The sequence below is a fragment of the Pseudomonas sp. LY-1 genome, from assembly GCF_053502595.1.
Genome location: NZ_CP094353.1, coordinates 1,349,622 through 1,374,467, shown reverse-complemented (window position 1 = coordinate 1,374,467; position 24,846 = coordinate 1,349,622). Strand labels below are relative to the sequence as shown.

Genomic DNA, 24,846 nt, shown 5'->3' with positions numbered 1-24,846 from the left:
TCTCCTGACATCCGCCACACCCTTCACGCTGCAAGCCAGCAGTATCAGTAAATCGTTCACCTCGGGGCGGGTCGTAACCCCAGTGCTGCATGACATTACCCTGGCGATACGGCCCGGCGAACTGACCCTGATCTCAGGCCCGTCCGGCTGTGGCAAAAGCACGCTACTGGCGATCCTCAGCGGCCTGCAGCAGCCCGACCGCGGCAGCGCATCGGCCCTGGGGCACGACCTTTCAAGCCTCGACACGCGGGCCCTGGAGAATTTTCGCCTGCGCCACACCGGCTTCGTATTCCAGGGGTTCAACCTGTTTCCGGCGTTGACTGCGCAGCAACAGGTCGAGCTGCCCTTGAGCTACCTGGGGCTGCCGAGCACGGAAGTCCGAGCACGCGCCATTGAGGCGCTGGAGGACGTCGGGCTGGGCTCGCGCATGCAACTGTGCCCGGCCGAATTGTCCGGCGGCGAAAAGCAGCGCGTAGCCATTGCACGCGCCGTGGCAAAGGCCCCCGAGTTGTTGTTCGCCGACGAACCGACCAGCGCCCTCGATGCGGCCAACGGCCAGATCGTGATCGATATTTTGCACCGCATCGCCCGCACGCGTGGCACCACGGTGCTGTGCGTCAGCCACGATCCGCGCCTGATCAGTAATTGCGACCGCGTGCTGACCATAGAAGACGGCCGCATTTTGAACGATCAATCCCTTCCCTTCCAACCGGCCGCTATGGTCGGAACCCAGGAACACTCTGTATGAACGCGCGCCCGCTTCGCTCTTGGCTGCTTCTGAGTACCGCACTTGTATTGCTGAGCGCCTGCTCCCGTGAAGATGCGCCTTCCACGCCGACGTCAACGGCGCCAACCTACCTGGCCGTCGCGCGTGGCCGTATCGATGTGGAAGGCGGTTTGCTCAAGCTCGGCGCGAGTCGCAACGGCGTGGTCGCCGAGATCAAGGTGACGGAAGGCGAGCAGGTCAAGAAAGGCCAACTGCTCGCCACCCTGGACAGTGAACTGGCGCAACTGGCCGTCGCCGCCGCACTGACCGAGCAACGCCAGGTGCAGATCCAAGCCAAACAGTTGGCAAGGCAGCTCAAGTTCGCCGAGCAGCAGGCCAGCCGCCTGACCGCCGCCGCCAAGGCAGGCGCCGGCGACAGCCAGAGCGCCGATGGGGCCCACGAGGCCGCCGAGCGCTTGCGCGACGAGATTGAAAAGACTCAGACAGACGCCGAAGTCACCGCGAGAAAGCTGACGGCGGCACGCTACGAACTGGCGCAACGCAGCCTGCGTGCGCCGGTCGACGCCGAGGTGGTTCGTCGCCTGATTCAACCCGGTGCCGCAGTGTCTGCACAGTCCGGGCCGGCTTTCGTTTTGTTGCCGAACCAGGCGCGTATCGTAAGGGCCGAGCTCAACGAGTCATTCACCGGCGCGGTGCGCCCCGGGATGAAGGCCGAAGTCACCGATGACAGCGCCGATGGTTCAGTGGCGCTGACCGCCCATGTGGTGCGGATCAGTGCGGTATTGGGCAACAGCACCCTGGAAGACGACGCCCTGGTCAGGGCCAATATGCGTACCGTTGAATGCATATTGGCGTTCGATCAGCCGGCGCCGCCGTCTCTGCGGGTGGGGCAGCGCATGCTGGTGCGGTTTGGGCCGTAGCTAATCGTCACGACCCACCCCGACAGAGGTTCAGTGCTGGATAGAGTCAACAATCACCGTGCAGGTAATCCCCGCCGCCAACAACACGCCTTCGGGCACTTCATCGATATGAATCCGCACCGGCACGCGCTGGGCCAAGCGCACCCAGTTAAAGGTCGGGTTCACGTCGGCGATCAGCTCGCGGCTCTCGGGGTTGTCGCGGTCGTAGATGCCGCGGGAAATGCTTTCCACATGGCCCTTGAGGGTTTCGCCGCTCATCAACTGCATATCGGCCTTATCGCCGACCTTGACGTGGGGCAGTTTGGTTTCTTCGAAGAAGCCATAGACCCAGAACGAGTTCATATCGACCACGGCCATCTTGGCTTCGCCGATGCGCGCGTAGTCACCGCGATGCACGTTGAGGTTGGTGACGTAGCCGTCGACGGCCGCCACCACTTGCGTGCGTTTCAAGTTCAGTTCGGCGGCTTCCAGTTGTGCCTGGGCGTGCTGGTAGTCGGCGAGGGCCGAGTCGGCGACGTTGCCGGCGTCGTCGCGGTTTTCCCTGGAGATCACCAGCGCGTCGAGGTCGGCGCGGCGGTGGGCGTTGTCCTTGCGCATTTCCCAGGTAGCTTTGCGCGAAGCGACAAGGGCTTGCGCCTGTTTGACGGCGAGGCGGTAGTGTTCGGGGTCGATCTGCATCAGCAGGTCGCCCTTTTTCACCAACTGGTTGTCACGCACCGGCACGTTGACCACTTCGCCGGTGACGTCGGCGGCGACATTGATGATGTCGGCGCGCACGCGGCCATCGCGGGTCCAGGGGGTTTCCATGTAATGCACCCACAGCGTGCGGCCAATCCAGATCGCCAGAGCCAGAACCAGCAAGGTCGCGAGCAGGCTGAAAAACTTTTTCATCGGGGCATTCTCAACGGTAGACGGTCAGCGCCAGGGCGCCGAACAGGCAAACGAACAGGCTCAGGCGCAGCAACGCCGGGTGCCAGAAAAAACGGTACAGATCGAACCCCCCCAGGAAGCGGTCCAGCGCCCAGGCCAACCCCGCCGCGATCAAAAACATCAGGGTCACGGTCGGCATGTAAATGCCGTGGAACGCGATTTCACGAGGCATGCCCAGCTCCTTTCAACATAAGCGCGCCTTGGGGCTTGTAGGCCGCCAGCGGCGATTGCGGGTCCAGCAGCGAAGTGCGGATGAAGTGCAGGTAGCTTTTCACCCGACGCAGGGCCGAGGTATCGAAGTGCGGCGCGAAGGGTTCGTCGGTCGCCTGCACGCGGCTGATCGCATGGTCGACGGCAATCAGCCCGCGCTCCAGGTTGCTGGCGCTGGGTTGCAGGAACAGGCGCACCAGTGAGCGGCCCATCACGCGGATCGCCTGGCGCCAGGGCTGGGATTCGGCGTAGGCCGGGTGGATCGGCAGGATCGCCTGTTCCTTGCGCAACTCGATGATCGCATGGCCGACTTCAAGCACCACGAACATCCAGCGCAACAGGTTGCGTTGTACTTGCGGCTGGCCGACAGCGAGGCCGTAGGCCTGGTGCAGCAGGTCGCGGGTGCGGCTTTCGAAACTCGACGCCAGGCCCTTGAGCTTGCCGCTGATCGCGTACACCACTTGCTCGCGCAGGTCCTGTTCCAGGCGGCGCCACAGCCAGCGGCTGTTGGGCGGCAGGATGATCGCCCCTGCCGCCGCGCACACCAGCATGCCGATGATCATCGCGATGTAGTCGTTGATAAAGTTGTAGGGGTTGTAGACCGTGAGGTTGTCCGGCACCGAACCGGTGCTGAAAAAGATCAGCAGGCCCACGCCGACCCCGGCGTATTGCGGGCGTGAAGCGAGGAAGGCACCGAGGATGATCACCGGCGCGAGCATCACGCACAGCAGCGGGAAGCCGTCGATCCAGGGAAACACGAAAAACATTTCGACGAAGCCCACCAGCGCCCCGATCAGGGTGCCGCACGCCATCTGGAACGCCATGCGTTTGGGGTTCGGTGTGGCGGCGGACAGGCCGACGGTGGCGGCGGCGATCATGGTCATGGTCGCGCCGCTCGGCCAGGCGGTCGCCACCCAGTAGCTGCCGAGCACGATCAGGATGAACGACGCCCGCACCCCCGAGGCCACGCAGGCCAGCCAGTTGGTTTTGGGGATGAAGGTTTCGTCCCACTGTTCCCGCGCATGGGTGTGATCGGCCAGGGAGGCGTGGGTCTGTGCGTAGTTGTGCAGGTCGTCGACGAAGCGGTAGAGCAACTCGTAGGCGGTATGAAAGTCCAACTGCTCGTCTTCGCTCGGGTTGCCTTGCTGGAAGATCGCTCGCAGGCTGCGGACCTTGGCGGGCAAGCCGTCCTTGTAGACGCTCAACTGGTTGACCAGCCGCGCCGCGTCGGGGCTGGTGAGGGCGCGGCCGGAAAACCCGTCGAGTACCTCGGCCAAGTCCTGCAAGCCCGGTTTGATTTCGGCGACAACGTGGTCCGCGGCATCGGCACGCAGGCGTTCGAGCAACTGGTGCAAGGCGTTGAAGCGCGTGGTGATGCTCATGAATTCGCTGTTGAGGCGACTGAGCCGGCCGTTGCGCCGACGCATGTGCGGGTCTTCGAACACGGTGATGCTGCGCAGGCCTTCCAGGCCCACGGCTTCGGCGATAAAGCGCACGTTGGTGCTTTCGAAGCTCTCGCGCTGGCTGCGCCCACGCAGGCCGTCGGTGACGAACAGCGCAAATACGCCAAACCGCTGGTACAGCGCGTTGCGCATGGCCGCACTGGAGGTCTGCGGCAGGATCGCCGCGCTGACCAGTGTGGAGACCAGAATCCCCAGGGAAATTTCCAGCACCCGCCACACGGCCGCCATGAACGCCCCGTCCGGGTGGGCCAGGGACGGCAGGCCGACCATCGCAGCGGTGTAGCCGGCGAGCACGAAGCCATAGGCGCGAAAGTTGCGGTTGCGCGTGGCGCCAGCGGTGCAAATCCCCACCCAGATCGCCAGCGAGCCGAGGAACAGCTCGGTGTTCTGCGCAAACAAGGCGATCAGGAACACCATCACCGCCGACCCGGCCAAGGTGCCGAGGAAGCGATAGAAGCTCTTGGCGAACACCTGGCCGCTCTGGGGTTGCATCACGATAAACACGGTGATCATCGCGGTGCGCGGTTGCGGCAGTTCCAGGCGCATGGCCAGCCACAGCGTGGCGAACGCAGCGATCAGCACCTTGAAGATGTACACCCAGGTCACGCCGTCACTGCGTGCCCAGTCGAAAAAGCCACGGCGCCACTCAAGGGAATACAGCCAGCGCAGCGGTGCAGGCAAGGGAGTCATCAAATCCTACTCAGTGATCGAACACGGCGAGCGCCGCCGGGGTCTTGCTCGGGACAGTCTTGGTGTCTTGCGGAACATCGTTGCCGGCGCCCAGCCCGCCGCCCAGGGCGGTCACCAGGTCGGCGTGGGCCGTCAGACGCGCGGCCTGCACCTGCTGCTCGACTTGCTGCTGGCGGAACAACAGGGTCTGGGCGTTCAGCACATTGAGGTAATCGGTAAGGCCGCGCTGGTAGGCGATCATCGCGATGTCGTAGGTTTTCTGCGCCGAGGCCACCGACTCTGCGGCGAAGCCCTTTTGCTTGTCCATGGATTCGCGGCGGATCAACTGGTCGCTGATGCCCTTGAGCGCGTTGACCAGGGTCTGGTTGTAATGCGCCACGGCGATGTCATAGCCGGCGCTGGCTTCACCCAACTGCGAACGCAGGCGGCCGCCGTCGAAGATCGGCAGGGTGATGGCCGGACCGACGTTGTAGTTGAATTTCTTGCCGGCCAGAAAACCCAGCATGCCGCCGCCGGTGGCCATGTAGCCGAGGCTGCCGACCAGATCGACGTTGGGGTAGAAACCGGCGTGCGCGACATCGATGCCGCGCGCCTGCGCTGCCACCTGCCAACGGCTGGCGACCACGTCCGGGCGCTGGCCGAGCAATTGCGCGGGCAGGCTGGACGGCAATTTCAGTGGCGCGCCGAGGGACAAGGTCGGACGTTGCAGTCGCGCGCCCTCGCCCGGGCCTTTACCCGCCAACGCCGCCAACTGGTTGCGGCTCAGGGCGATCTCTTCGTCCAGGGCATCGAGTTGGCGATGGGTCTCGGGCAACGGGGTTTCGGCCTGGCTCACATCGAAATGCGTGCCAATGCCCGCGTTCAGGCGTTTATTCGCCAGATCGAGAATCTGCTGTTGCTGGGCCAGCGTGGCCGCGACGATGTCGCGGTTGGCGTAATGCAACGACAGCTGGATATAGACGCGCACTACGTTGTTCTGCAGTTCGAGCTGGGCCTGGCGTGCTTCGGCCACGCTCATGTGCGCCAGGTCGACGGCACGCTCGGTGGCGTTGCTTTCGCGGCCCCACAGGTCGAGGGCATAGCTGAAGCCCAGGGACGTATTGTTGTCCCAGGTGTTGGAACCGCTTAATGCACCCGGGCCGTAGAACTGGTCGTTCGGCCAGTTGTGGCGCTTGAGGGTGGTGTCGCTGTTGATCTGCAGCGACTCGGCCGACTCGACAATCCCGGCCATGGCCCGCGCTTCACGCACACGCGCGGCAGCCATGGCCAGGCTCGGGCTGTCGTGGGTCGCGAGTTCGACCCAGCGGTTGAGCTGGGGATCGCCATAGGCCTGCCACCATTGCGCGGTGGGCCAGCGGGCGTCCCGGGCGGCGCTCTGGATCGCCTCATCGGTGGCCAGGGTATTGGCGCTGAGGGCCTGGTCTTGGGGGGCGATTCCTCCGGTTCCGATGCAGCCGCTGATTGCTAACGATAAGGCCCAAACACTGAGAGTCTTCAGCTCTCTGCTGATGCGACGCGGCACTGCTGCGAATTCCTGAGGTGGGTGATGCAGGGTAGGTGGTGTAATTCTAGGACGCGAGGGGAATGACGATAAGCTGGTATTCCTGTGAATCTTTATTACCGTTCAGGCGATAATCCCTTCGTAGGGATCACTGGTCGGCGTAACTTTCTGTCACAATTTGTCATCTCCCTTGAGAACACCCCATGGACACTTTGCAAAACATGCGCGCCTTCAGTTCTGTGGCCGAAGCCGGCAGCTTCACCGCCGCCGCCGCACAGCTGGACACAACCACCGCCAACATTTCGCGCGCGGTCTCCAACCTGGAGGCTCATCTGCAAACCCGCTTGCTCAACCGCACTACCCGCCGCATTGCACTCACGGAGGCGGGTAAACGCTATTTATTACGCTGCGAGCAAATCCTGGCCTACGTCGAAGAAGCCGAGGCCGAAGCCAGCGACGCCCACGCGCGCCCCGCCGGCCAGTTGAAAGTGCATACCATGACCGGTATCGGCCAGCATTTCGTCATCGACGCCATTGCCCGCTACCGTCGCACTCACCCGGACGTGACCTTCGACCTGACCCTGGCCAACCGCGTGCCGGACTTGCTCGATGAAGGCTACGACGTGTCCATCGTGCTGGCCAGCGAACTGCCGGACTCGGGCTTCGTGTCCCAGCGCCTGGGCATCACCTACAGCATCGCCTGCGCCTCGCCGGACTACGTCAAGGCCAAAGGCTGCGCGCAACGGCCCCACGATCTGCTCAACCACGCCTGCCTGCGCCTGGTCAGCCCGGTGGTCCTGCTGGATAAATGGAGCTTCAACGGCCCTGACGGCCAGGAAAGTGTCGCGATCAACACATCGCCGTTCCTGGTGAACTCGGCCGATGCGATGAAAACCGCCATCACCAGCGGCATGGGCGTCGGCCTGTTGCCGGTGTACGCCGCCATCGAAGGCCTGCGCAACGGCACGCTGGTGCGGGTGATGCCCAACTATCGCTCCCAGGAACTGAACCTGTACGCCATTTACCCATCGCGCCAGTACCTGGATGCGAAGATCAAGACCTGGGTGGAATACCTGCGCGGTTCGCTGCCGGAAATTCTCGCGGCGCACCAGGCGGAATTGGTCGCGTATGAGTTGAGCGGCAGCCTGGGCGGCGTGCGGATGGCGAACTGATTTCTGCCAGACGATAGCGATCCAATGTGGGAGGGGGCTTGCTCCCGATAGCGGTAATGAAGTCATGCATGTATTGGCTGACACACTGCTATCGGGGGCAAGCCCCCTCCCACATTTGGATCTCCATGGATCAGATAGAACTCATTTGGCTCTTGCTCTTGGGAGCGGCCTTATAACCAACCTGAGCCTGGAAGCTGGACTCGGTCAAAAATGTAGGAGGGGGCTTGCCCCCGATAGCGGTAGTGAAGTCATGCATGTATTGGCTGACACACTGCTATCGGGGGCAAGCCCCCCCCCCACATTTGGATCTCCATGGATCAGATAGAACTCATTTGGCTCTTGCTCTTAGGAGCGGCCTTATAACCAACCTGATCCTGGAAGCTGGACTCGGTCAAAAATGTGGGAGGGGGCTTGCCCCCGATAGCGGTAGTGAAGTCATGCATGTACTGGCTGACACACTGCTATCGGGGGCAAGCCCCCTCCCACAGAGGTTCAACGGTGTCCTGACAATTGCCGGCAGGAATGTTAGCTTGCTTGGCATTCTTCCGTAGTCGATGAGCCCGCCTGCAATGAAAAAGACTGTCCTCGCCTTCAGCCGTATCACCCCGGAAATGATCGAACGCCTGCAACAGGATTTCGAGGTGATCGCCCCCAACCCCAAGCTGGGCGACATCAATGCACAGTTCAATGAAGCCCTGCCCCATGCCCACGGCCTGATCGGCGTGGGGCGCAAGCTGGGCCGCGCGCAACTCGAAGGCGCGAGCCGGCTGGAAGTGGTGTCCAGCATCTCGGTGGGCTATGACAACTATGACGTGGCCTACCTCAACGAACGCGGAGTCATGCTCACCAACACCCCCGACGTCCTCACCGAAAGCACCGCCGACCTCGCCTTCGCCCTGCTGATGAGCAGCGCACGCCGGGTGGCCGAGCTGGACGCTTGGACCAAGGCCGGCGAGTGGAAAGCCAGCGTGGGCGCGTCGTTGTTCGGCTGCGACGTGCATGGCAAGACACTGGGCATCGTCGGCATGGGCAATATCGGCGCCGCCGTGGCTCGGCGCGGGCGCCTGGGCTTCAATATGCCGATTGTGTACAGCGGCAACAGCCGCAAGCTCGCCCTGGAACAGGAACTGGGCGCACAGTTCTGCAGCCTGGATCAGTTACTCGCCGAAGCGGACTTCGTCTGCCTGGTGGTGCCGTTGAGCGAAAAAACCCGGCACCTGATCAGTCATCGCGAGCTGGGACTGATGAAATCCAGCGCGATCCTGATCAATATTTCCCGCGGGCCGGTGGTCGACGAACCGGCGCTGATCGAAGCCCTGCAAACCCAGCGTATTCGCGGGGCGGGGCTGGACGTGTATGAAAAGGAACCGATGGCCGAGTCGCCACTGTTCCAACTGAGCAATGCGGTGACCCTGCCGCACATCGGCTCGGCGACCCACGAAACCCGCACAGCCATGGCCAACCGCGCCCTCGACAACCTGCGCAGCGCCCTGCTCGGCCACCGCCCGAAGGATCTGGTCAACCCGCAGGTATGGAAGGGCTGAGATAAGTCAACTTCATCGGCCCATTCCCCTAAAGCCTGGGCCGATGAAGTCGATAACCCTCCATAGATGATCAACCCTGATCCACAGAAGGTTTTTATGTCCACGTCTAAAGCCCGCGCAGACTCACTCTCGCTTCTGCTCTTTACCTTGCGCAGCGGCAAGTTGATGGCCATTAACCTGCTGAAAGTCAGCGAAATCATTCCGTGCCCGCCGCTGACCAAGCTGCCGGAGTCCCATCCGCACGTCAAAGGTATCGCCATGCTGCGCGGCACCTCGCTGTCGGTGATCGACCTGAGCCGCGCCCTCGGCGAAATGCCGTTGGAAGACCCGGACGGCGGCTGCCTGATCGTCACCGATGTCAGCCGCTCCAAGCAGGGCCTGCATGTGCAGGCGGTGAGCAAGATCGTGCATTGCCTGACCACCGATATCCGCCCGCCGCCCTTCGGTGCCGGCGGCAATCGCTCGTTTATCACCGGGGTCACCCAGGTGGAAGGCGGGCTGGTGCAGGTGCTGGACATCGAAAAAGTCATCCACGGCATCGCCCCGGCGCCGATTGAAATGGCGCCGACCGACTTGACCATGGAAGAGGCCGAAGTGTTGGGCAACGCACGAATCCTAGTGGTGGATGACAGCCAGGTCGCCCTGCAACAATCAGTACACACCCTGCGCAACCTCGGCCTGACCTGCCACACCGCGCGCAGCGCCAAGGAAGCCATCGACGTGCTGCTGGAACTGCAGGGCACCGTCGAGCAGATCAATGTGGTGGTGTCGGACATCGAAATGTCCGAAATGGACGGTTACGCCCTCACCCGCACCCTGCGCGAAACCCCGGACTTCCAGGACCTTTACGTGCTGTTGCACACCTCCCTGGACAGCGCGATGAACAGCGAAAAAGCGCGCGTGGCCGGGGCCGACGCGGTGCTGACCAAATTCTCCTCGCCCGAACTGACCAAATGCCTGGTGGTGGCCGCCCAGACCGTGGCGCAAAAGGGCCTGTAAGCGGTGGCCGAGTATTTCCAACTGCTACGCCGCGACCTCACCCGCGACCTGCCCGCGCCGCAGTGGCCGGCCGGTACGCAGTTGGATCACTACCGCGACGCATGGGCCCCGGCGATTCACGCGGTGTTGCGCATGACCCAGGCGCAAGGCGGCGGCCACGTCGCCGACCTGCAAACCTGGCAGCGGCAGTTCGTGACCGATGCCGAGTTCGACCCCACGCTGTGCCTGGTGGCGAGCAATGCCGAGGGTATCCTCGGCGTGGCCCAGTGCTGGACCAGCGCCTTCATCAAGAACCTGTCTGTACACCCCTGCGCCCAGGGCCAGGGGCTGGGCCGCGCCTTGTTGCTGCACGCCTTCCAGGTGTTCAAGCAGCGCGGCGAACCCTACGTGGACCTCAAGGTCCTGGAAAGCAACCGACGCGCCCGGAAACTCTATGAAAGCGCGGGCATGGTGTTCGTGCTGCGCGATGTGGTCAGCGAAGACTGACGGGCACTGGCGCACAACTTGCTTTCAGTGCTCCCGAACGTTGAAAAGAGGTGAAAACCCGTCACCGTTCGCGCGAGCCCTCTGACCTAGCCTGGTGACAGATCTGCCATGAACACTCATTTTTCCTGCGTCGGTTGTGGCAAATGCTGCACCGACCACCATGTCCCCCTGACCCTCGCAGAAGCTCGCCAGTGGGCGGCTGACGGCGGCAGCGTGATCGTTCTGGTGGAAGGTTTTCTCGGCAACGGCCTGGGCCTGCCGCTGCAACAACGCGAACATGCCGAACGCCGTTCGGCGATGGTGCCCAGCGGCACGACCCAGGCATTCGTGGCCATCACCTTTGCCGCCTACAACCCCGGACGCTGCCGGAATCTTGACGAAGACAACCTGTGCCGCATCTATGAACGCCGACCGTTGGTCTGCCGCATCTATCCGATGGAGATCAACCCGCACATCCCGTTGAACCCTGCCGCCAAGGAATGCCCGCCGGAGTCGTGGGAACAGGGCCCGGTATTGATTGCCGGCGGCGAGTTGATGGACGCGGAACTGGCTGAACTGATCCGCCGCTCGCGCCAGGCCGACCGCGACGATGTGCAGACCAAAGAGGCGGTGTGTACCCTGTTGGGGATTCGCACCACGGCGCTCAAGGGCGATGGCTTTACGGCGTACCTGCCGCAGATGGATGCCTTTACCCAGGCGATCGAGCTGGCAGCGAGCCAGCCCGGCGTGGCGAATGAGTGGGTGTTTCATGTGTCCGCGATGGACATCGCCGAACAGTTGCTGGACGCGGGGGCACAACTTGCCACCGAGGTGCCGGCCAACTATGCGTTTATCCCGCTGCGCGCCGCCTAGTCGTTGGGCGCGACGGAAACGGCATCCAGGCGGTAGGGCTGAATGATCCGCTGGTATTCACCGCTTTGCATCAGTTGTTCAAGGGCGCAGTTGAGGGCATTGCGCAAGGCGGTATCGGGCTTGCGCACCGCGATCGCCACGCCGCTGCCCAGGAGTTCGGCCGAAATCGCGGGGCCGAGGAAGTCAAAGTCCTGGCCATCGACGGTATCGAGCAGCGCCTCACGGATTTCCACGGTGCCTTGCAGGGTCGCATCGATATCCCCCGCCACCAGGCTGCGAGCCAGTTCGTCATTGAGCCAGAAGCTCTTGACGATAACGCCCTTGGGCGCCCACTGCGCTCGGGCGAAGGCTTCGCGATTACTGCCCAGCAACACCCCGACACGCTTGCCCTTGAGCGACCGCACGGTCGGCAGCAGGCCGGATGTTCTGCGGGCGACCAGGCGCGTGGTGAACGGATACAGCTCATCGGTGAAGTTGACCCAGCGCCGACGCGTCGACGTGGGCGCCATGCCCATGATTGCGTCGAACTGCCGGGCCTCCAGGGCCGGGAAGTTTTCCACCAGCACCTGGTCGACCCAGGTGCAACGCACATTCAACTGCACGCACAGGGCATTACCCAGGTCGATGTTCAGGCCGACCAACTGGCCTTGCGGATTGCGGCTCTGGAAAGGCGCGAATTGCGCAGCGACGGCGAAACGGATTTCGCGCCGTGGCGACTCACCGGCGGCAACGCTATCGGCCGCCAGCAACAACGCGAGCACGACACAAATGTGTATCAGAGCCACAGGAAACATCCTTTTCCGGAAAGTCCAACCTCACCCTCCCGCACCGACGGAAAACGCCGGGGCGGCACGGAGGCTGTGCAAGCTTTCAAGAAACGGTCGTGGCCCTACAATCAGAAATTTCAGCAGACGTTGTAGGCAATAGTCGACACAGCGTGCGACTTATTATTCTCAGCGTTTACCCATCGAACGACGAGTGCCCGGCGGCGCCATGCCTGGGGACTTGGTATGCCCGTTCTTGGCGCCGTTCTTGTACCACGGCTGGGCGGCATTCTTGGCCCCGGCCAGTTCACCCGGCTTGAACGGAAACTTGAACGCCGGGATCTCGGTTTTTTCAACGCTTTCAGCGCTGGCCGGATCGACGAGGTCGGCCGCTTCAACAGGGGGATGTGTCGGGGAAGTCATGGAAGCTCCGGAGCAGGCAAAAATTGATGCGGGGCCAGCTTGCGGGCCACACTGGCGCGCAGTATACCTGCGCCCTCAGGATCTTTAACCACCGCCTGTACGAATGGTCGGCGTTTACTGACAGCGCTGTCAGTTAGCAGTCACCTTGCTGACCGGGTTGACGGGCTATAAAGACACCTCACTCTTCCGTTCCTCTGCCCTGGCACCTCACTTCCATGCAAATTCAACGAAAAACCGCGCTGATCGTCGGAGTCCTCGTGGTGCTGGCGATTGCAGCCTGGGCCCTGACGCGGCCGGCCAAACCCAAACTGGCGGCGCCGACAGCGATCCCGGTACGGGTGGTGAGCGTGGCGCAACAGGACATCCCACGTTTCGTCAGCGGCATTGGGACGGTGCTGTCGTTGCACAGCGTGGTGATCCGCCCACAGGTCGACGGCATCCTCACCCGATTGTTGGTCAAGGAAGGCCAGCAGGTCAAGGCCGGGAACCTGTTGGCGACCATCGATGACCGCTCGATCCGCGCCAGCCTCGAGCAGGCCAAGGCGCTGTTGGCGGAAAACCAGGCGCAGTTGCAAGTCGCGCTGATCAACCTCAAGCGCTACAAGGCATTGAGTGTCGACGACGGCGTGTCCAAGCAGACCTATGACCAGCAACAGGCGTTGGTCAACCAACTCAATGCCACCGTCCAGGGCAATCAGGCGGCGATTGATGCGGCAAAGGTGCAGCTTTCCTACACTCAGATTCGCTCGCCGGTCAGCGGCCGCGTAGGGATTCGCACGGTGGATGAAGGCAACTTCCTGCGCACGAGCGATGCCCAGGGGCTGTTCTCGGTGACGCAGATCGACCCGATTGCCGTCGAATTTTCCCTGCCGCAACAGATGCTGCCCACTCTGCAAAGCCTGATCGCGGCCCCTACCCCAGCCAGCGTCGACGCCTACCTGGGCGCCGACACCGATGGCCAGACCGGCGACCTGCTCGGTGAAGGCCACCTGAGCCTGATCGACAACCAGATCAGTTCCACCACCGGCACCCTGCGCGCCAAGGCCGAGTTCAACAACGCCACGCAGCGCCTGTGGCCGGGGCAACTGGTGACCATCAAGATCCAGACCGGCCTCGCCAAAAACGCCCTGGTGGTGCCGCCGACCGTGGTGCAACGCGGCCTGGACGCGCACTTTGTGTACCGGGTCAACGGCGACAAGGTGGAGGAGGTGCCGGTGCAGGTCACCTACCAGAACAGCGACGTGACGCTCATCAAAGGTGTACAGGCCGGTGATGTGCTGGTCAGCGATGGCCAGTCGCGGCTCAAGGCCGGCGCTCGGGTCGACGTGCTCAAAGAACCGCCGCAAGTGATCCAGACCGTCGACGCCAAGGTGCAACCATGAACGCCAGCCGCTCGCCGTCGGCGTGGTGCGTCGACCACCCGGTCGCGACCCTGCTGCTGACCTTCGCCCTGGTGTTGCTCGGGCTGATTGCCTTCCCGCAATTGGCCATCGCCCCGCTGCCGGAAGCGGAATTTCCGACGATCCAGGTCAGCGCGCAACTGCCCGGCGCCAGCCCGGACACCATGGCTTCTTCGGTGGCCACGCCGCTGGAGGTGCAATTCAGCGCGATCCCCGGCATGACCCAGATGACCTCCAGCAGCGCCTTGGGCTCCAGCCTCTTGACCCTGCAATTCACCCTGAACAAGAGCATCGACACCGCCGCCCAGGAAGTCCAGGCGGCGATCAACACCGCGTCCGGCAAGCTACCCAGGGATATGCCGACCCTGCCGACCTGGAAGAAGGTCAACCCGGCAGACAGCCCGGTGCTGATCCTCAGCGTCAGTTCCGACAGCATGCCCAGCACCGAGCTGAGCGATTACGTGGAAACCCTGCTGGCACGGCAGATCAGCCAGATCGACGGCGTCGGCCAGATCAACATCACCGGCCAGCAACGTCCGGCGATTCGCGTGCAGGCTTCGCCCGACAAACTCGCGGCCATCGGCCTGACCCTGGCCGACATCCGCGTGGCGATCCAGCAGTCGAGCCTGAACCTGGCCAAAGGCGCGATCTACGGGGAGAACAGCGTGTCGACGCTGTCGACCAACGACCAGCTGTTTCAACCCGGGGACTACGCCCAACTGATCGTGTCCTACAAGAATGGCGCGCCGGTTCAACTGCGCGATATCGCTAAAGTCATCAACGGCTCGGAAAACGCCTACGTACAAGCCTGGTCCGGCGACACCCCGGGGGTCAACCTGGTGATCTCGCGCCAGCCCGGCGCGAACATCGTCGAGACCGTCGACCGCATTCAAGCGCAACTGCCGCGCCTGCAGGCCATGCTGCCGGCATCGGTGCAGGTCAATGTGTTGAGCGACCGCACCAAGACCATCCGCGCCTCCCTGCATGAAGTGGAAGTGACCCTGCTGATCGCCGTGCTGCTGGTGGTGGCGGTGATGGCGTTGTTCCTGCGCCAGCTGTCGGCGACGTTGATTGTGTCGAGCGTGCTCGGGGTGTCGCTGATCGCCAGCTTCGCCTTGATGTACCTGATGGGCTTCAGCCTGAACAACCTGACCCTGGTGGCGATCGTCATCGCCGTGGGCTTTGTGGTGGACGATGCGATCGTGGTGGTGGAGAACATTCACCGCCATCTCGAAGCCGGGCTGGGCAAGCGCGAAGCGGCGATCAAGGGCGCCGGCGAGATTGGCTTTACCGTGGTGTCCATCAGCTTCTCGCTGGTGGCGGCGTTCATTCCACTGCTGTTCATGGGCGGCGTGGTCGGGCGCCTGTTCAAGGAATTCGCGCTGACGGCGACCTCGACCATCCTGATTTCGGTGGTGGTTTCGCTGACCCTGGCGCCGACCCTCGCGGCGCTGTTCATGCGCGCCCCGACCCATCCGGCCCACGCCAAGCCCGGTTTCAGCGAACGCCTGCTGGCCGGCTATGCGCGCAACTTGCGCCGCGCCCTGGTCCATCAACGCAGCATGCTGGCGATCTTCGTGGTCACGCTGGCGCTGGCGGTGGTCGGCTACGTGTTCATCCCCAAGGGCTTTTTCCCGGTGCAGGACACCGGCTTCGTGCTCGGCACCAGCGAAGCGGCGGCCGATGTGTCGTTCCCGGACATGGTCGCCAAGCACAAGGCCCTGGCCGAGATCATCAAGGCTGACCCGGCGGTGGCAACGTTTTCCCATTCGGTGGGCGTCACCGGCAGCAACCAGACCATCGCCAACGGCCGTTTCTGGATCGCCTTGAAAGACCGCGGCGATCGCGACGTGTCCGCCAGCCAGTTCATCGACCGCATCCGCTCGAAACTGGCGAAGGTGCCGGGCATCGTGCTGTACCTGCGCGCCGGCCAGGACATCAACCTCAGCTCCGGCCCCAGCCGCGCCCAGTACCAGTACGTGCTCAAGAGCAACGACGGCGCGACATTGAATACCTGGACCCAGCGCCTCACCGAAAAACTGCGCGCCAACCCGGCGTTTCGCGACCTGTCCAACGACCTGCAACTGGGCGGCAGCATCACCCACATCAGCATCGACCGTCAGGCCGCCGCGCGCTTCGGCCTGACCGCCACCGATGTCGACCAGGCGCTATATGACGCGTTCGGCCAGCGCCAGATCAACGAGTTCCAGACCGAAATCAACCAATACCAAGTGGTGCTGGAACTCGACACCCAGCAACGCGGCAAAGCCGAAAGCCTCAATTACTTCTACCTGCGCTCGCCACTGACCAACGAGATGGTGCCGTTGTCGGCCCTGGCCAAGGTCGACCCGCCCAGCGTGGGCCCGCTGTCCATCAGCCATGACGGCATGTTCCCGGCGGCCAACCTGTCGTTCAACCTGGCGCCCGGCGTGGCGTTGGGGGATGCGGTGATCATGCTCAACCAGGCCAAGAACGAAATCGGCATGCCGGCCACCATCCTCGGCAACTTCCAGGGCGCGGCCCAGGCGTTCCAGAGTTCGCTGGCCAGCCAGCCGTGGCTGATCCTCGCGGCGCTGGTGGCGGTGTACATCATTCTCGGCGTGTTGTACGAAAGTTTCGTCCACCCGCTGACGATCATTTCCACCCTGCCCTCGGCCGGCTTGGGCGCGTTGATCATGCTGTGGCTGCTGGGCCAGGACTTTTCGATCATGGCCCTGATCGGCCTGGTGTTGCTGATCGGCATCGTGAAGAAGAACGGCATCCTGATGATCGACTTCGCCCTCGAAGCGCAGCGGGTCAGAGGCCTGCCGCCGGAGGAAGCGATCTACGAAGCCTGCGTCACGCGGTTCCGGCCGATCATCATGACCACCCTCGCCGCCCTGCTCGGCGCCGTGCCGCTGATGCTCGGCGCAGGCCCCGGTGCCGAGTTGCGCCAACCGCTGGGGATCGCGGTGGTCGGCGGCTTGCTGGTGAGCCAGGCGCTGACGCTGTTCACCACGCCGATCATATACTTGTACCTTGAGCGGTTTTTCCACCGGCCCACACCAACGCCCGCGTTGGCGACCACACATTAAGGCGGGGTCATGCGCGTACTGATCGTTGAAGATGAAGAAAAAACCGCGGACTACCTGCATCGCGGCCTGACGGAGCAAGGCTACACCGTCGACGTGGCGCGTGAAGGCATCGAGGGTTTGCACCTGGCGCTGGAAAACGATTACGCAGTGATCGTGCTCGACGTGATGCTGCCCGGTCTCGACGGCTTCGGCGTGTTGCGTGCCCTGCGCGCGCGCAAGCAAACGCCGGTGATCATGCTCACCGCCCGCGAGCGCGTGGAAGACCGCATTCGCGGCCTGCGTGAAGGCGCCGACGATTACCTGGGCAAGCCGTTTTCGTTCCTGGAGCTGGTGGCGCGCCTGCAAGCCCTGACCCGCCGCAGTGGCGGGCACGAACCGGTGCAGGTGACGGTCGCCGACCTGTGGATCGACCTGATCAGCCGCAAGGCCAGTCGCAACGGCGTGCGCCTGGACCTGACCGCCAAGGAGTTCTCGCTGCTCAGCGTATTGGCGCGGCGCCAGGGTGAGATCCTGTCCAAGACCGCCATCGCGGAGATGGTCTGGGACATCAACTTCGACAGCGACGCCAACGTGGTCGAAGTCGCGATCAAACGCCTGCGCGCCAAGCTCGACGGGCCGTTCGAACAGAAGCTGCTGCACACCATCCGTGGCATGGGTTATGTGCTGGAGAACCGCGGTGTCAACTAACTCCATCGCGCTGCGCTTGAGCGGCATGTTCACCCTGGTGGCGCTGCTGATCTTCCTGTTGATCGGCGGCGCGCTCTATCAGCAGGTGGACCGTGGCTTGGGCCTGTTACCCGAGGCCGAACTGGATGCGCGCTACAGCGTGTTGGAGTCCTCGGTGAAGCGCTTCGGCACGCCGGAGCATTGGACCAAGATCAAGGCCAAACTCAAGTTGTTGGCCGAGGAAGACAAGCGCATCCGTTTCTGGGTGGTGAGCAGCGACCCGAACTACGAATATGGCAACCCGGACGCGCAGATCCGCGCCTTCGCCGCCGGCCCGACCGGCAAGCGCGACTTGCGCCTGGTCGATCACGCCGACCCGTTCAAGGTGCTGGTGAGCCAGTTCCCCGCCCAGGACCAGCGCCCGCCGTTGCGCTTCATGATCGCCATCGACACCGAAAACTTCCGCGCCACCCAGCACCACTTGCTGGTGGCGCTGATCAGCCTGGCGTTTATCGGCGTGGTGCTGGCGGCGCTGCTGGGGTTCTGGGTCTCGCGCATCGGCCTCAAGCCGCTGAGCAAACTCTCGGACGAAGCGCAGAAACTCGCACCGCCGAAACTCTCCGGGCGCCTGCAACTGTCGCCGCTGCCGCCGGAGTTGCGTCAGTTCGTCAACTCGTTCAACGCCACCCTGGACCGCGTCGAACAGGCCTACTCGCGCCTGGAATCGTTCAATGCCGACGTCGCCCATGAACTGCGCTCGCCCCTGACCAACCTGATCGGCCAGACCCAGGTGGCCCTGACACGCGGGCGCTCGGCCGAACATTATTTCGAGGTGCTGCAATCGAACCTGGAAGAACTGGAGCGCCTGCGTTCGATCATCAACGACATGCTGTTCCTCGCCAGCGCCGACCAGGGCAGCAAGGCCACCAAGCTGATCGAAAGCTCCCTGGCCGACGAAGTGGCGACCACCCTCGACTACCTGGACTTCATCCTCGAAGACGCCCAGGTCCAGGTGCACGTCCACGGCGACGCCCAGGTGCAGATCGAAAGAGCCCACCTGCGCCGCGCACTGATCAACCTGCTGAGCAACGCCGTGCAGCACACCGCGCCAGGGCAGGTCATCGCGGTGAACATCGACGTGCGGGAGCATCAGGTGGCGATCGCCGTGACCAACCCCGGCGACGCGATTGCCAGCGAGCACCTGCCTCGGCTGTTCGAACGCTTCTATCGAGTGGACGCATCGCGCAGCAACAGCGGCGCCAACCACGGGCTGGGGCTGGCCATCGTCAAGGCGATTGCGCTGATGCATGGCGGCGATGTGTTCGTGCGCAGTGACGCGGGCGGCAACACCTTCGGTATTACCCTGCCCGTCTAACGCTTGAGAACACTTCAGACCAATGTGGGAGGGGGCTTGCCCCCGATGGCGGCGGATCAGTCAGTACTTCAGTGACTGATACACCGCCATCGGGGGCAAGCCCCCTCCCACATTGGCATGCGCCAAAACTCTGACTGTTGCGATTTGGGCAACAGTCATTATCTTGTTACACTCTGTATCGCAGCGCTCGCCTGCGTTAATTTGACGCATCGATGAGCGCGACGGCAAAGACAGCTGACCCGCTTACCCGAACTTCCCTCGACTTTTTCCAGGGCTCTACACTGGGAATCTGTCTTAAAGCCGCTGACTTCAGCGGCTTTTTTTTTTGCCGCAAAAAAGGCCAGGCACACCCCCACGACATTGGCCGTTTCCGTTTGACCAAAGGAGCTCCACCGGTGAAGAACTCGCTGACGTTCACCCCGTTATTCCTCGCGATTACAGCAACGATCGCCCCCCTCGCCCACGCAGCAGACACCACCCCCGCCGACGGTTTCGTCGAAGGCGCAAGCCTCAAGCTCAACGCCCGCAACTACTACATGAACCGCGACCGTCACGACATCCACACCGATGACAACAAAGAATGGGGCCAGGGCTTTCTCGGCATCTTCGAATCCGGCTACACCCAGGGCACCGTCGGTTTCGGCCTGGATGCCCACGCCATGCTCGGCCTCAAGCTCGACGGCGGTGGCGGCACCGACGGTTCGAGCATCCTCCCGTATGGCAACAGTCAAGGCAGCGGCAAGGCACCGGGGTCGTTCTCCACCGCAGGCGGCACGTTGAAGATGCGCGCGTTCGACACGGAACTGAAAGCCGGCGACCTGTTCCTCAACAACCCGGTGATCGCCGGCGGCATGACCCGCATGCTGCCCCAGACCTTTCGCGGCGTAAGCCTGACCAACCACAGCCTCGACGGCTGGATGATCGAAGGCGGCCAGGCCAGCTTCACCAAGCTCTACAACCAGAGCGGCCACCAGCGTATCGGCACCAGCTACGGCACACTGCCGGAACACACCGACAGCCAGCACCTGGACTGGGCCGGTGTGTCGTTCAGCGGCGTGCCGGGACTGACCAGCAACCTGTACGCCGCCGAACTCAAGGATGTGTGGCACCAGTACTACTACGACCTGGACTACACCTACGCGCTGAACGACCTGGTCAGCCTCAACCCCGGCCTGCACTACTACCACACCCAAGACAGCGGCCAGTCGTTGCTGGGTAACATCGACAACAACACCTACAGCCTGCATTTCACCGTAGCCGTGGGCAGCCACAGCGTCACCGCCGCGTACCAGCGGGTCAACGGCAACACACCGTTCGACTACATCACCCAGGGCGACAGCGTGTACCTGGACAACTCCCAGCAATACTCGGACTTCAACGGCCCCAACGAGCGGTCGTGGAAGCTCAAGTACGCCTACGACTTCATCGGCCTCGGCATGCCGGGCCTGACCACTGCCGTGTCCTACAGCAGCGGTAAGACCGACCTGAGCAAAGTCGATCCCACCAGTCGGGGCTACAGCGCCTGGTACAGCGCCGACGGCCAGGACGCCAAGCACTGGGAACGAGACATCGACGTGAAATACGTGGTGCAGGGCGGCAAGGCCAAGGATCTGTCCCTGCGCCTGCAATGGGCGACCAACCGCGGCAGCAATGGCTACTCGGCGGTGGATCGGGATGTGGATGAATACCGGGTGATCGTCGACTATCCGATCAACGTGTTCTAAGCCGCCGCACTTTCTTTTCAACCAAACACTCAATTTTCATCGGGTAGAACTAAACTGCCAGCATCTTCACCGTTGAAGTCTGCCCGATGAGTCCACGCCCTTTTCGTACCCCACCTGAACGCGCAGAATTATTGTTGATGCTGGGCAGCGGCTTCACCGTCGCACTGATTGTGATTATCGTCGCAGTGCTGTTGATCCGCGAACACGCCAGCACCCTGCAGGCGGCGAAACGCTCAACCACCAACATCACCCAACTGATCAACGCCGATGTGCTGCGTAACGTCGAGCTATACGACCTCGCGCTGCAAGGGTTGATCGCCGCCACGCAGCGCACGGATTTGTCCAAGGTATCGGGGGATATCCGGCATCTGGTGCAATTCGAGCTGTCGACGGCCGCGCCGTTCAAAGACCAAGTGCTGTTGCTGGACGCCAATGGCGCCGTCGTTGCTGACTCTTCGACGCTCAAGCCGACCTCGCGTAATTTGGCTGATCGCGACTACTTCCTCGTGCATAAAATCACCAACCAGAACGACCTGTTCATCAGCCGGCCGTTCATGATTCAGTGCCATTGCGAGCAAGTCTGGCGCATCGCGTTCAGCCGCCGCGTCACCGGCGCCAACGGCGAGTTCCTCGGGGTCGCGGTGGCCACCATGCGCCTGGCGTACTTCGATCAGTTGTTCAACAGCCTCGCCATCGGCAATAGCAGCTCGGTCAACCTGTTGAGCAGCCACGGCATTCTCCTGGCCCAGCAACCGCTGCTGGAGCGCGACATGATCAACAAGGACCTGAGTGATCGCCCCAACTTCAAGCGCATGTTGCGCGAAGGAAGCGGCAGCTTTCGGGCCATCTCGACCATCACCGACAAGGAACGCCTGTATACCTTCACCAATGTCGGCGAGCTACCGCTGATTGTGGTCGTGGCGTTGTCCAGTGAGGACGTGTTCGCGCCATGGAAGCGCGCGGCGACGCTGACCGGCGGCGCCACCGGCATCCTGTGTATCGGCCTGTTATGGCTGACCTGGATGCTGCGCCGGGAACTGCGCCGCCGTTTTCGCGCGGAGAAGGTGCTGTCAGAACTGGCAGCCACCGACGCGCTCACCGGCCTGGCCAACCGGCGCATTCTGGACCAACGCCTGCGCCTGGAATGGGACCGCGCCCAGCGCTCCGCCGAACCGCTGACGCTGTTGATGATTGACGTCGACCACTTCAAGGCATTCAACGACCGTCATGGCCATCACGGCGGCGATGAAGCGTTGCGCAACGTCGCCCAGGTGATCGGCGGCAACATCCGTCGCCCGGCCGACCTGGCCGCACGTTATGGCGGTGAAGAGTTTGCTGTGGTATTGCCGTCTACCGATATCAGGGGCGCATGGCTAATCGCCGAGCATATCCGCCGCGGCGTCGAGCACTTGCCACGGGTGGAAGGGGATGAACGGCCGATTACCGTGAGCATTGGCCTGAGTACGTGGGACAAGCGCAGTCGCATGTCCCTGGAGGACTTGCAGCTCAGTGCGGACCGCGCGCTGTATGAAGCCAAGCACAGTGGGCGCAATTGCATCGTGGAGGCAACGGCGCGATGACTGAGGCGAACAGGCCATTGTGGCTCGCTCGCCACGGGAAATAAAAAGGGCCACCCGAAGGCAGCCCTTAAAAACTAAAGAAAGAGAGTTGTTACTTACACCGCCGCAACGGGACGCATGTAAGAGATCGGTGCGGTGCTGGCATCTTCGAAGGTCACGACTTCCCAAGCATCTGTCTGCTCAATCAACTTGCGCAGCAACTGGTTGTTAAGGGCGTGGCCCGACTTGAAGCCTTTGAACTCGCCTATCAGGCTATTGCCCAGCAGGTAGAGGTCACCGATTGCATCGAGGATCTTGTGCTTCACGAATTCGTCTTCATAGCGAAGGCCGTCTTCGTTCAGTACACCATCCGCGTCGACCACAATGGCGTTTTCAACGCTGCCGCCGAGTGCGAGGTTGTGCTTGCGCAGGTACTCGATGTCACTCATGAAACCAAAGGTGCGGGCGCGGCTGACTTCTTTTACGAACGAAGTGCTGGAAAAATCCACGCTTGCGCTTTGGGTGCGGTCGCGAAATACCGGGTGATCGAAATCGATCTCAAAGCTCACTTTAAAGCCTTCGAACGGGACGAAGGTGGCGCGCTTGTCGCCGTCTTCTACTGTCACTTCCCGCAGAATGCGAATGAACTTCTTGGCTGCGTCCTGTTCTTCCAGGCCGGCAGATTGAATCAAGAATACGAAGGGACCAGCGCTGCCATCCATGATGGGGACTTCGGACGCGGAGAGCTCGACGTAGGCGTTATCGATGCCCAGGCCAGCCATGGCCGAGAGCAAGTGCTCCACCGTGTCCACCTTGACGTCACCGTTGACCAATGTGGTCGACATCGTGGTTTCGCCGACGTTTTCCGCGCGAGCAGGAATCTGCACCACAGGGTCCAGGTCGGCACGAACAAACACGATGCCGGTGTCGACAGGTGCAGGTTTGAGGGTCAGGTATACCTTCTCCCCGGAGTGCAGACCTACACCTGTGGCACGAATAATATTCTTCAGGGTGCGTTGTTTAATCATGGCTTGGACCGCTTCAGCGCAAATTGCGAACTGGTATCAACAAAGGCTGGCGATAATAGCAGACCAGACCTTTGCTGAACACCAATCACCTTCATAGCCCTGATACATTCCATTAATCGGCCTGACGACGCAGGAATGCCGGGATGTCCAGGTAGTCCAGGTCATCTTGCGGATTCGGGCTACGGGACGCTGCAGCACCGGCCTGAGCCTGATTGCGCATCACGGTCGGACGGTCCAGATCACGGTAGTTCACCGACGGCAGTTCCTGACGCGCAGGCGCTGGAGCGGCAGCCGCTTGGCTGGCGTGGCTGTTGTGGCCGGTATGAACGGTATTGTCGATGACCTTTACAGGCTTCTCGATTTTTGCGCCCAGGCCGGTCGCGACCACGGTCACATGCAGTTCGTCGCGCATGTCCGGATCGATCACGGTGCCGACTTTGACCATCGCGTGCTCGGAAGCGAAGGCTTCGATGATGCTACCCACGTCGGAGTACTCACCCAGGGACAGGTCAGGACCGGCGGTGATGTTCACCAGGATGCCGCGTGCGCCTTGCAGGTTCACGTCTTCGAGCAACGGGTTGCGGATGGCCGCTTCGGTGGCTTCACGCGCACGGTTCGGACCGCTGGCGCAGCCAGTGCCCATCATCGCCATGCCCATTTCGCTCATCACGGTACGCACGTCGGCAAAGTCGACGTTGATCATGCCCGGGCGCTTGATGATGTCGGAGATACCGCGAACGGCACCGGCCAGTACATCGTCAGCCTTGGCGAACGCGGACAGCAGGCTCGCGTCCTTGCCCAGGATGGTCAGCAGCTTCTCGTTGGGGATGGTGATCAACGAGTCGACGCTTTCAGACAGCAGACGGATACCTTCGTCGGCGATCTGCATGCGCTTGCGGCCTTCGAACGGGAACGGACGGGTCACGACGGCGACCGTCAGAATCCCCATTTCCTTGGCCACTTCGGCGATGATCGGCGCTGCACCGGTACCGGTACCGCCGCCCATGCCGGTGGTGATGAACACCATGTTGGTGCCTTGCAGCACTTCGGCGATACGCTCGCGGTCTTCCAGCGCGGCTTGACGGCCGACTTCCGGGTTGGCGCCAGCGCCGAGGCCCTTGGTCACGGCGGTGCCCAATTGCAGGATGGTCCGCGCGCCGATGCTCTTCAGCGCCTGGGCATCAGTGTTGGCGCAGATGAATTCAACGCCTTCAATGTTGCTCTTGACCATATGGTTGACAGCGTTGCCGCCGCCACCGCCGACACCGATCACTTTGATGACCGGGCTGGCGGGGATGTTGTCTACGAGTTCGAACATTTTCCCTCTCCTTTCGTGTTC

At 62.5% G+C, this 24,846-nt stretch carries 20 protein-coding genes and 1 pseudogene; 13 read left to right on the top strand and 8 right to left on the bottom strand.

Features of this window, described 5'->3' with window-relative positions; genetic code table 11:
* Positions 1–97: 97 nt before the first annotated feature.
* Positions 98–748, top strand: a pseudogene (locus MOQ67_RS06290) (ABC transporter ATP-binding protein); the annotation flags it as partial.
* Positions 745–1,647 (top strand): HlyD family secretion protein, encoded by a 903-nt coding sequence (locus tag MOQ67_RS06285; protein WP_198718175.1) that lies wholly within the window; start codon positions 745–747, stop codon positions 1,645–1,647. The pseudogene MOQ67_RS06290 and the gene MOQ67_RS06285, both read left to right, overlap by 4 nt.
* A gap of 30 nt (positions 1,648–1,677) precedes the next feature.
* Here MOQ67_RS06285 and MOQ67_RS06280 read toward each other — a convergent pair whose 3' ends face one another.
* From MOQ67_RS06280 to MOQ67_RS06265, 4 genes are read right to left on the bottom strand one after another with little or no spacing between them, the layout of a single operon-like run.
* Positions 1,678–2,538 carry an efflux RND transporter periplasmic adaptor subunit gene (locus tag MOQ67_RS06280; protein ID WP_046484565.1) on the bottom strand — a complete coding sequence of 287 codons (861 nt, stop codon included), beginning with the start codon at positions 2,536–2,538 and terminating at the stop codon, positions 1,678–1,680.
* 10 nt (positions 2,539–2,548) lie between these two features.
* Positions 2,549–2,749, bottom strand: a complete 201-nt coding sequence (locus tag MOQ67_RS06275; RefSeq protein ID WP_017845905.1) for a DUF1656 domain-containing protein — start codon at positions 2,747–2,749, stop codon at positions 2,549–2,551.
* Entirely contained in the window at positions 2,739–4,940 is a 2,202-nt protein-coding gene (locus MOQ67_RS06270) for an FUSC family protein (protein WP_046484570.1), read from the bottom strand. Before MOQ67_RS06270 ends, MOQ67_RS06275 begins: the two co-directional genes overlap by 11 nt.
* A gap of 10 nt (positions 4,941–4,950) precedes the next feature.
* Positions 4,951–6,462 carry an efflux transporter outer membrane subunit gene (locus MOQ67_RS06265; RefSeq protein ID WP_046484572.1) on the bottom strand — a complete coding sequence of 504 codons (1,512 nt, stop codon included), beginning with the start codon at positions 6,460–6,462 and terminating at the stop codon, positions 4,951–4,953.
* 182 nt (positions 6,463–6,644) lie between these two features.
* Between MOQ67_RS06265 and MOQ67_RS06260 the strand changes: the two genes are divergently transcribed.
* From MOQ67_RS06260 to MOQ67_RS06240, 5 genes are all read left to right on the top strand, one after another.
* Positions 6,645–7,613: a LysR family transcriptional regulator gene (locus MOQ67_RS06260; protein ID WP_017845908.1), complete on the top strand. Its 969-nt coding sequence runs from the start codon at positions 6,645–6,647 to the stop codon at positions 7,611–7,613.
* A gap of 569 nt (positions 7,614–8,182) precedes the next feature.
* A complete protein-coding gene (locus tag MOQ67_RS06255) occupies positions 8,183–9,157 on the top strand; it encodes a 2-hydroxyacid dehydrogenase (protein WP_198718176.1) in 975 nt (324 codons plus the stop codon).
* Positions 9,158–9,253: 96 nt separating this feature from the next.
* On the top strand, positions 9,254–10,156 hold the full coding sequence (locus MOQ67_RS06250) for a chemotaxis protein (protein ID WP_017845911.1): 903 nt from the start codon (positions 9,254–9,256) through the stop codon (positions 10,154–10,156).
* Positions 10,157–10,159: 3 nt separating this feature from the next.
* On the top strand, positions 10,160–10,642 hold the full coding sequence (locus MOQ67_RS06245; protein WP_079442883.1) for a GNAT family N-acetyltransferase: 483 nt from the start codon (positions 10,160–10,162) through the stop codon (positions 10,640–10,642).
* Between the two features lie 108 nt (positions 10,643–10,750).
* The gene (locus tag MOQ67_RS06240) at positions 10,751–11,494 is read left to right on the top strand and encodes a YkgJ family cysteine cluster protein (RefSeq protein ID WP_017845913.1); all 744 of its coding nucleotides are present in this window, start codon (positions 10,751–10,753) and stop codon (positions 11,492–11,494) included.
* On the opposite strand, the gene MOQ67_RS06235 is transcribed toward MOQ67_RS06240, so the two are convergent.
* Complete coding sequence (locus MOQ67_RS06235; RefSeq protein ID WP_102617119.1) at positions 11,491–12,279, bottom strand: transporter substrate-binding domain-containing protein; 789 nt, start codon at positions 12,277–12,279, stop codon at positions 11,491–11,493. The genes MOQ67_RS06240 and MOQ67_RS06235 overlap by 4 nt on opposite strands.
* Before the next feature lie 168 nt (positions 12,280–12,447).
* Complete coding sequence (locus MOQ67_RS06230) at positions 12,448–12,681, bottom strand: hypothetical protein (protein ID WP_017845915.1); 234 nt, start codon at positions 12,679–12,681, stop codon at positions 12,448–12,450.
* 215 nt (positions 12,682–12,896) lie between these two features.
* Between MOQ67_RS06230 and MOQ67_RS06225 the strand changes: the two genes are divergently transcribed.
* The 6 genes from MOQ67_RS06225 to MOQ67_RS06200 all read left to right on the top strand — a co-directional run bounded on the left by MOQ67_RS06225 (position 12,897) and on the right by MOQ67_RS06200 (position 22,500).
* Positions 12,897–14,063, top strand: a complete 1,167-nt coding sequence (locus tag MOQ67_RS06225; RefSeq protein ID WP_198718177.1) for an efflux RND transporter periplasmic adaptor subunit — start codon at positions 12,897–12,899, stop codon at positions 14,061–14,063.
* On the top strand, positions 14,060–17,155 hold the full coding sequence (locus MOQ67_RS06220) for a multidrug efflux RND transporter permease subunit (protein ID WP_017845917.1): 3,096 nt from the start codon (positions 14,060–14,062) through the stop codon (positions 17,153–17,155). The genes MOQ67_RS06225 and MOQ67_RS06220 overlap by 4 nt, the downstream gene beginning before the upstream one ends.
* A 9-nt stretch (positions 17,156–17,164) precedes the next feature.
* Entirely contained in the window at positions 17,165–17,842 is a 678-nt protein-coding gene (locus MOQ67_RS06215; RefSeq protein WP_104903891.1) for a heavy metal response regulator transcription factor, read from the top strand.
* Positions 17,832–19,196 (top strand): heavy metal sensor histidine kinase, encoded by a 1,365-nt coding sequence (locus MOQ67_RS06210; protein WP_102617120.1) that lies wholly within the window; start codon positions 17,832–17,834, stop codon positions 19,194–19,196. The genes MOQ67_RS06215 and MOQ67_RS06210 overlap by 11 nt, the downstream gene beginning before the upstream one ends.
* A gap of 395 nt (positions 19,197–19,591) precedes the next feature.
* Positions 19,592–20,920, top strand: coding sequence for an OprD family porin (locus MOQ67_RS06205; RefSeq protein ID WP_102617121.1), 1,329 nt, complete (start codon positions 19,592–19,594; stop codon positions 20,918–20,920).
* Between the two features lie 86 nt (positions 20,921–21,006).
* Entirely contained in the window at positions 21,007–22,500 is a 1,494-nt protein-coding gene (locus tag MOQ67_RS06200) for a sensor domain-containing diguanylate cyclase (RefSeq protein WP_046484587.1), read from the top strand.
* Positions 22,501–22,595: 95 nt separating this feature from the next.
* On the opposite strand, the gene lpxC is transcribed toward MOQ67_RS06200, so the two are convergent.
* Complete coding sequence (gene lpxC, locus MOQ67_RS06195; protein WP_003171886.1) at positions 22,596–23,507, bottom strand: UDP-3-O-acyl-N-acetylglucosamine deacetylase; 912 nt, start codon at positions 23,505–23,507, stop codon at positions 22,596–22,598.
* 112 nt (positions 23,508–23,619) lie between these two features.
* A complete protein-coding gene (gene ftsZ / locus MOQ67_RS06190; protein WP_017845922.1) occupies positions 23,620–24,825 on the bottom strand; it encodes a cell division protein FtsZ in 1,206 nt (401 codons plus the stop codon).
* Positions 24,826–24,846 lie beyond the last annotated feature (21 nt).

Coding starts and splice junctions, on each gene's coding strand:
- MOQ67_RS06230 (WP_017845915.1), bottom strand. CDS start 12,681: ATGACTTCCCCGACACATCCCCCTGTTGAAGCGGCCGACCTCGTCGAT.
- MOQ67_RS06275 (WP_017845905.1), bottom strand. CDS start 2,749: ATGCCTCGTGAAATCGCGTTCCACGGCATTTACATGCCGACCGTGACC.
- MOQ67_RS06240 (WP_017845913.1), top strand. CDS start 10,751: ATGAACACTCATTTTTCCTGCGTCGGTTGTGGCAAATGCTGCACCGAC.
- MOQ67_RS06220 (WP_017845917.1), top strand. CDS start 14,060: ATGAACGCCAGCCGCTCGCCGTCGGCGTGGTGCGTCGACCACCCGGTC.
- MOQ67_RS06260 (WP_017845908.1), top strand. CDS start 6,645: ATGGACACTTTGCAAAACATGCGCGCCTTCAGTTCTGTGGCCGAAGCC.
- MOQ67_RS06215 (WP_104903891.1), top strand. CDS start 17,165: ATGCGCGTACTGATCGTTGAAGATGAAGAAAAAACCGCGGACTACCTG.
- MOQ67_RS06285 (WP_198718175.1), top strand. CDS start 745: ATGAACGCGCGCCCGCTTCGCTCTTGGCTGCTTCTGAGTACCGCACTT.
- ftsZ (WP_017845922.1), bottom strand. CDS start 24,825: ATGTTCGAACTCGTAGACAACATCCCCGCCAGCCCGGTCATCAAAGTG.
- lpxC (WP_003171886.1), bottom strand. CDS start 23,507: ATGATTAAACAACGCACCCTGAAGAATATTATTCGTGCCACAGGTGTA.
- MOQ67_RS06250 (WP_017845911.1), top strand. CDS start 9,254: ATGTCCACGTCTAAAGCCCGCGCAGACTCACTCTCGCTTCTGCTCTTT.
- MOQ67_RS06200 (WP_046484587.1), top strand. CDS start 21,007: ATGAGTCCACGCCCTTTTCGTACCCCACCTGAACGCGCAGAATTATTG.
- MOQ67_RS06255 (WP_198718176.1), top strand. CDS start 8,183: ATGAAAAAGACTGTCCTCGCCTTCAGCCGTATCACCCCGGAAATGATC.
- MOQ67_RS06280 (WP_046484565.1), bottom strand. CDS start 2,538: ATGAAAAAGTTTTTCAGCCTGCTCGCGACCTTGCTGGTTCTGGCTCTG.
- MOQ67_RS06270 (WP_046484570.1), bottom strand. CDS start 4,940: ATGACTCCCTTGCCTGCACCGCTGCGCTGGCTGTATTCCCTTGAGTGG.
- MOQ67_RS06225 (WP_198718177.1), top strand. CDS start 12,897: ATGCAAATTCAACGAAAAACCGCGCTGATCGTCGGAGTCCTCGTGGTG.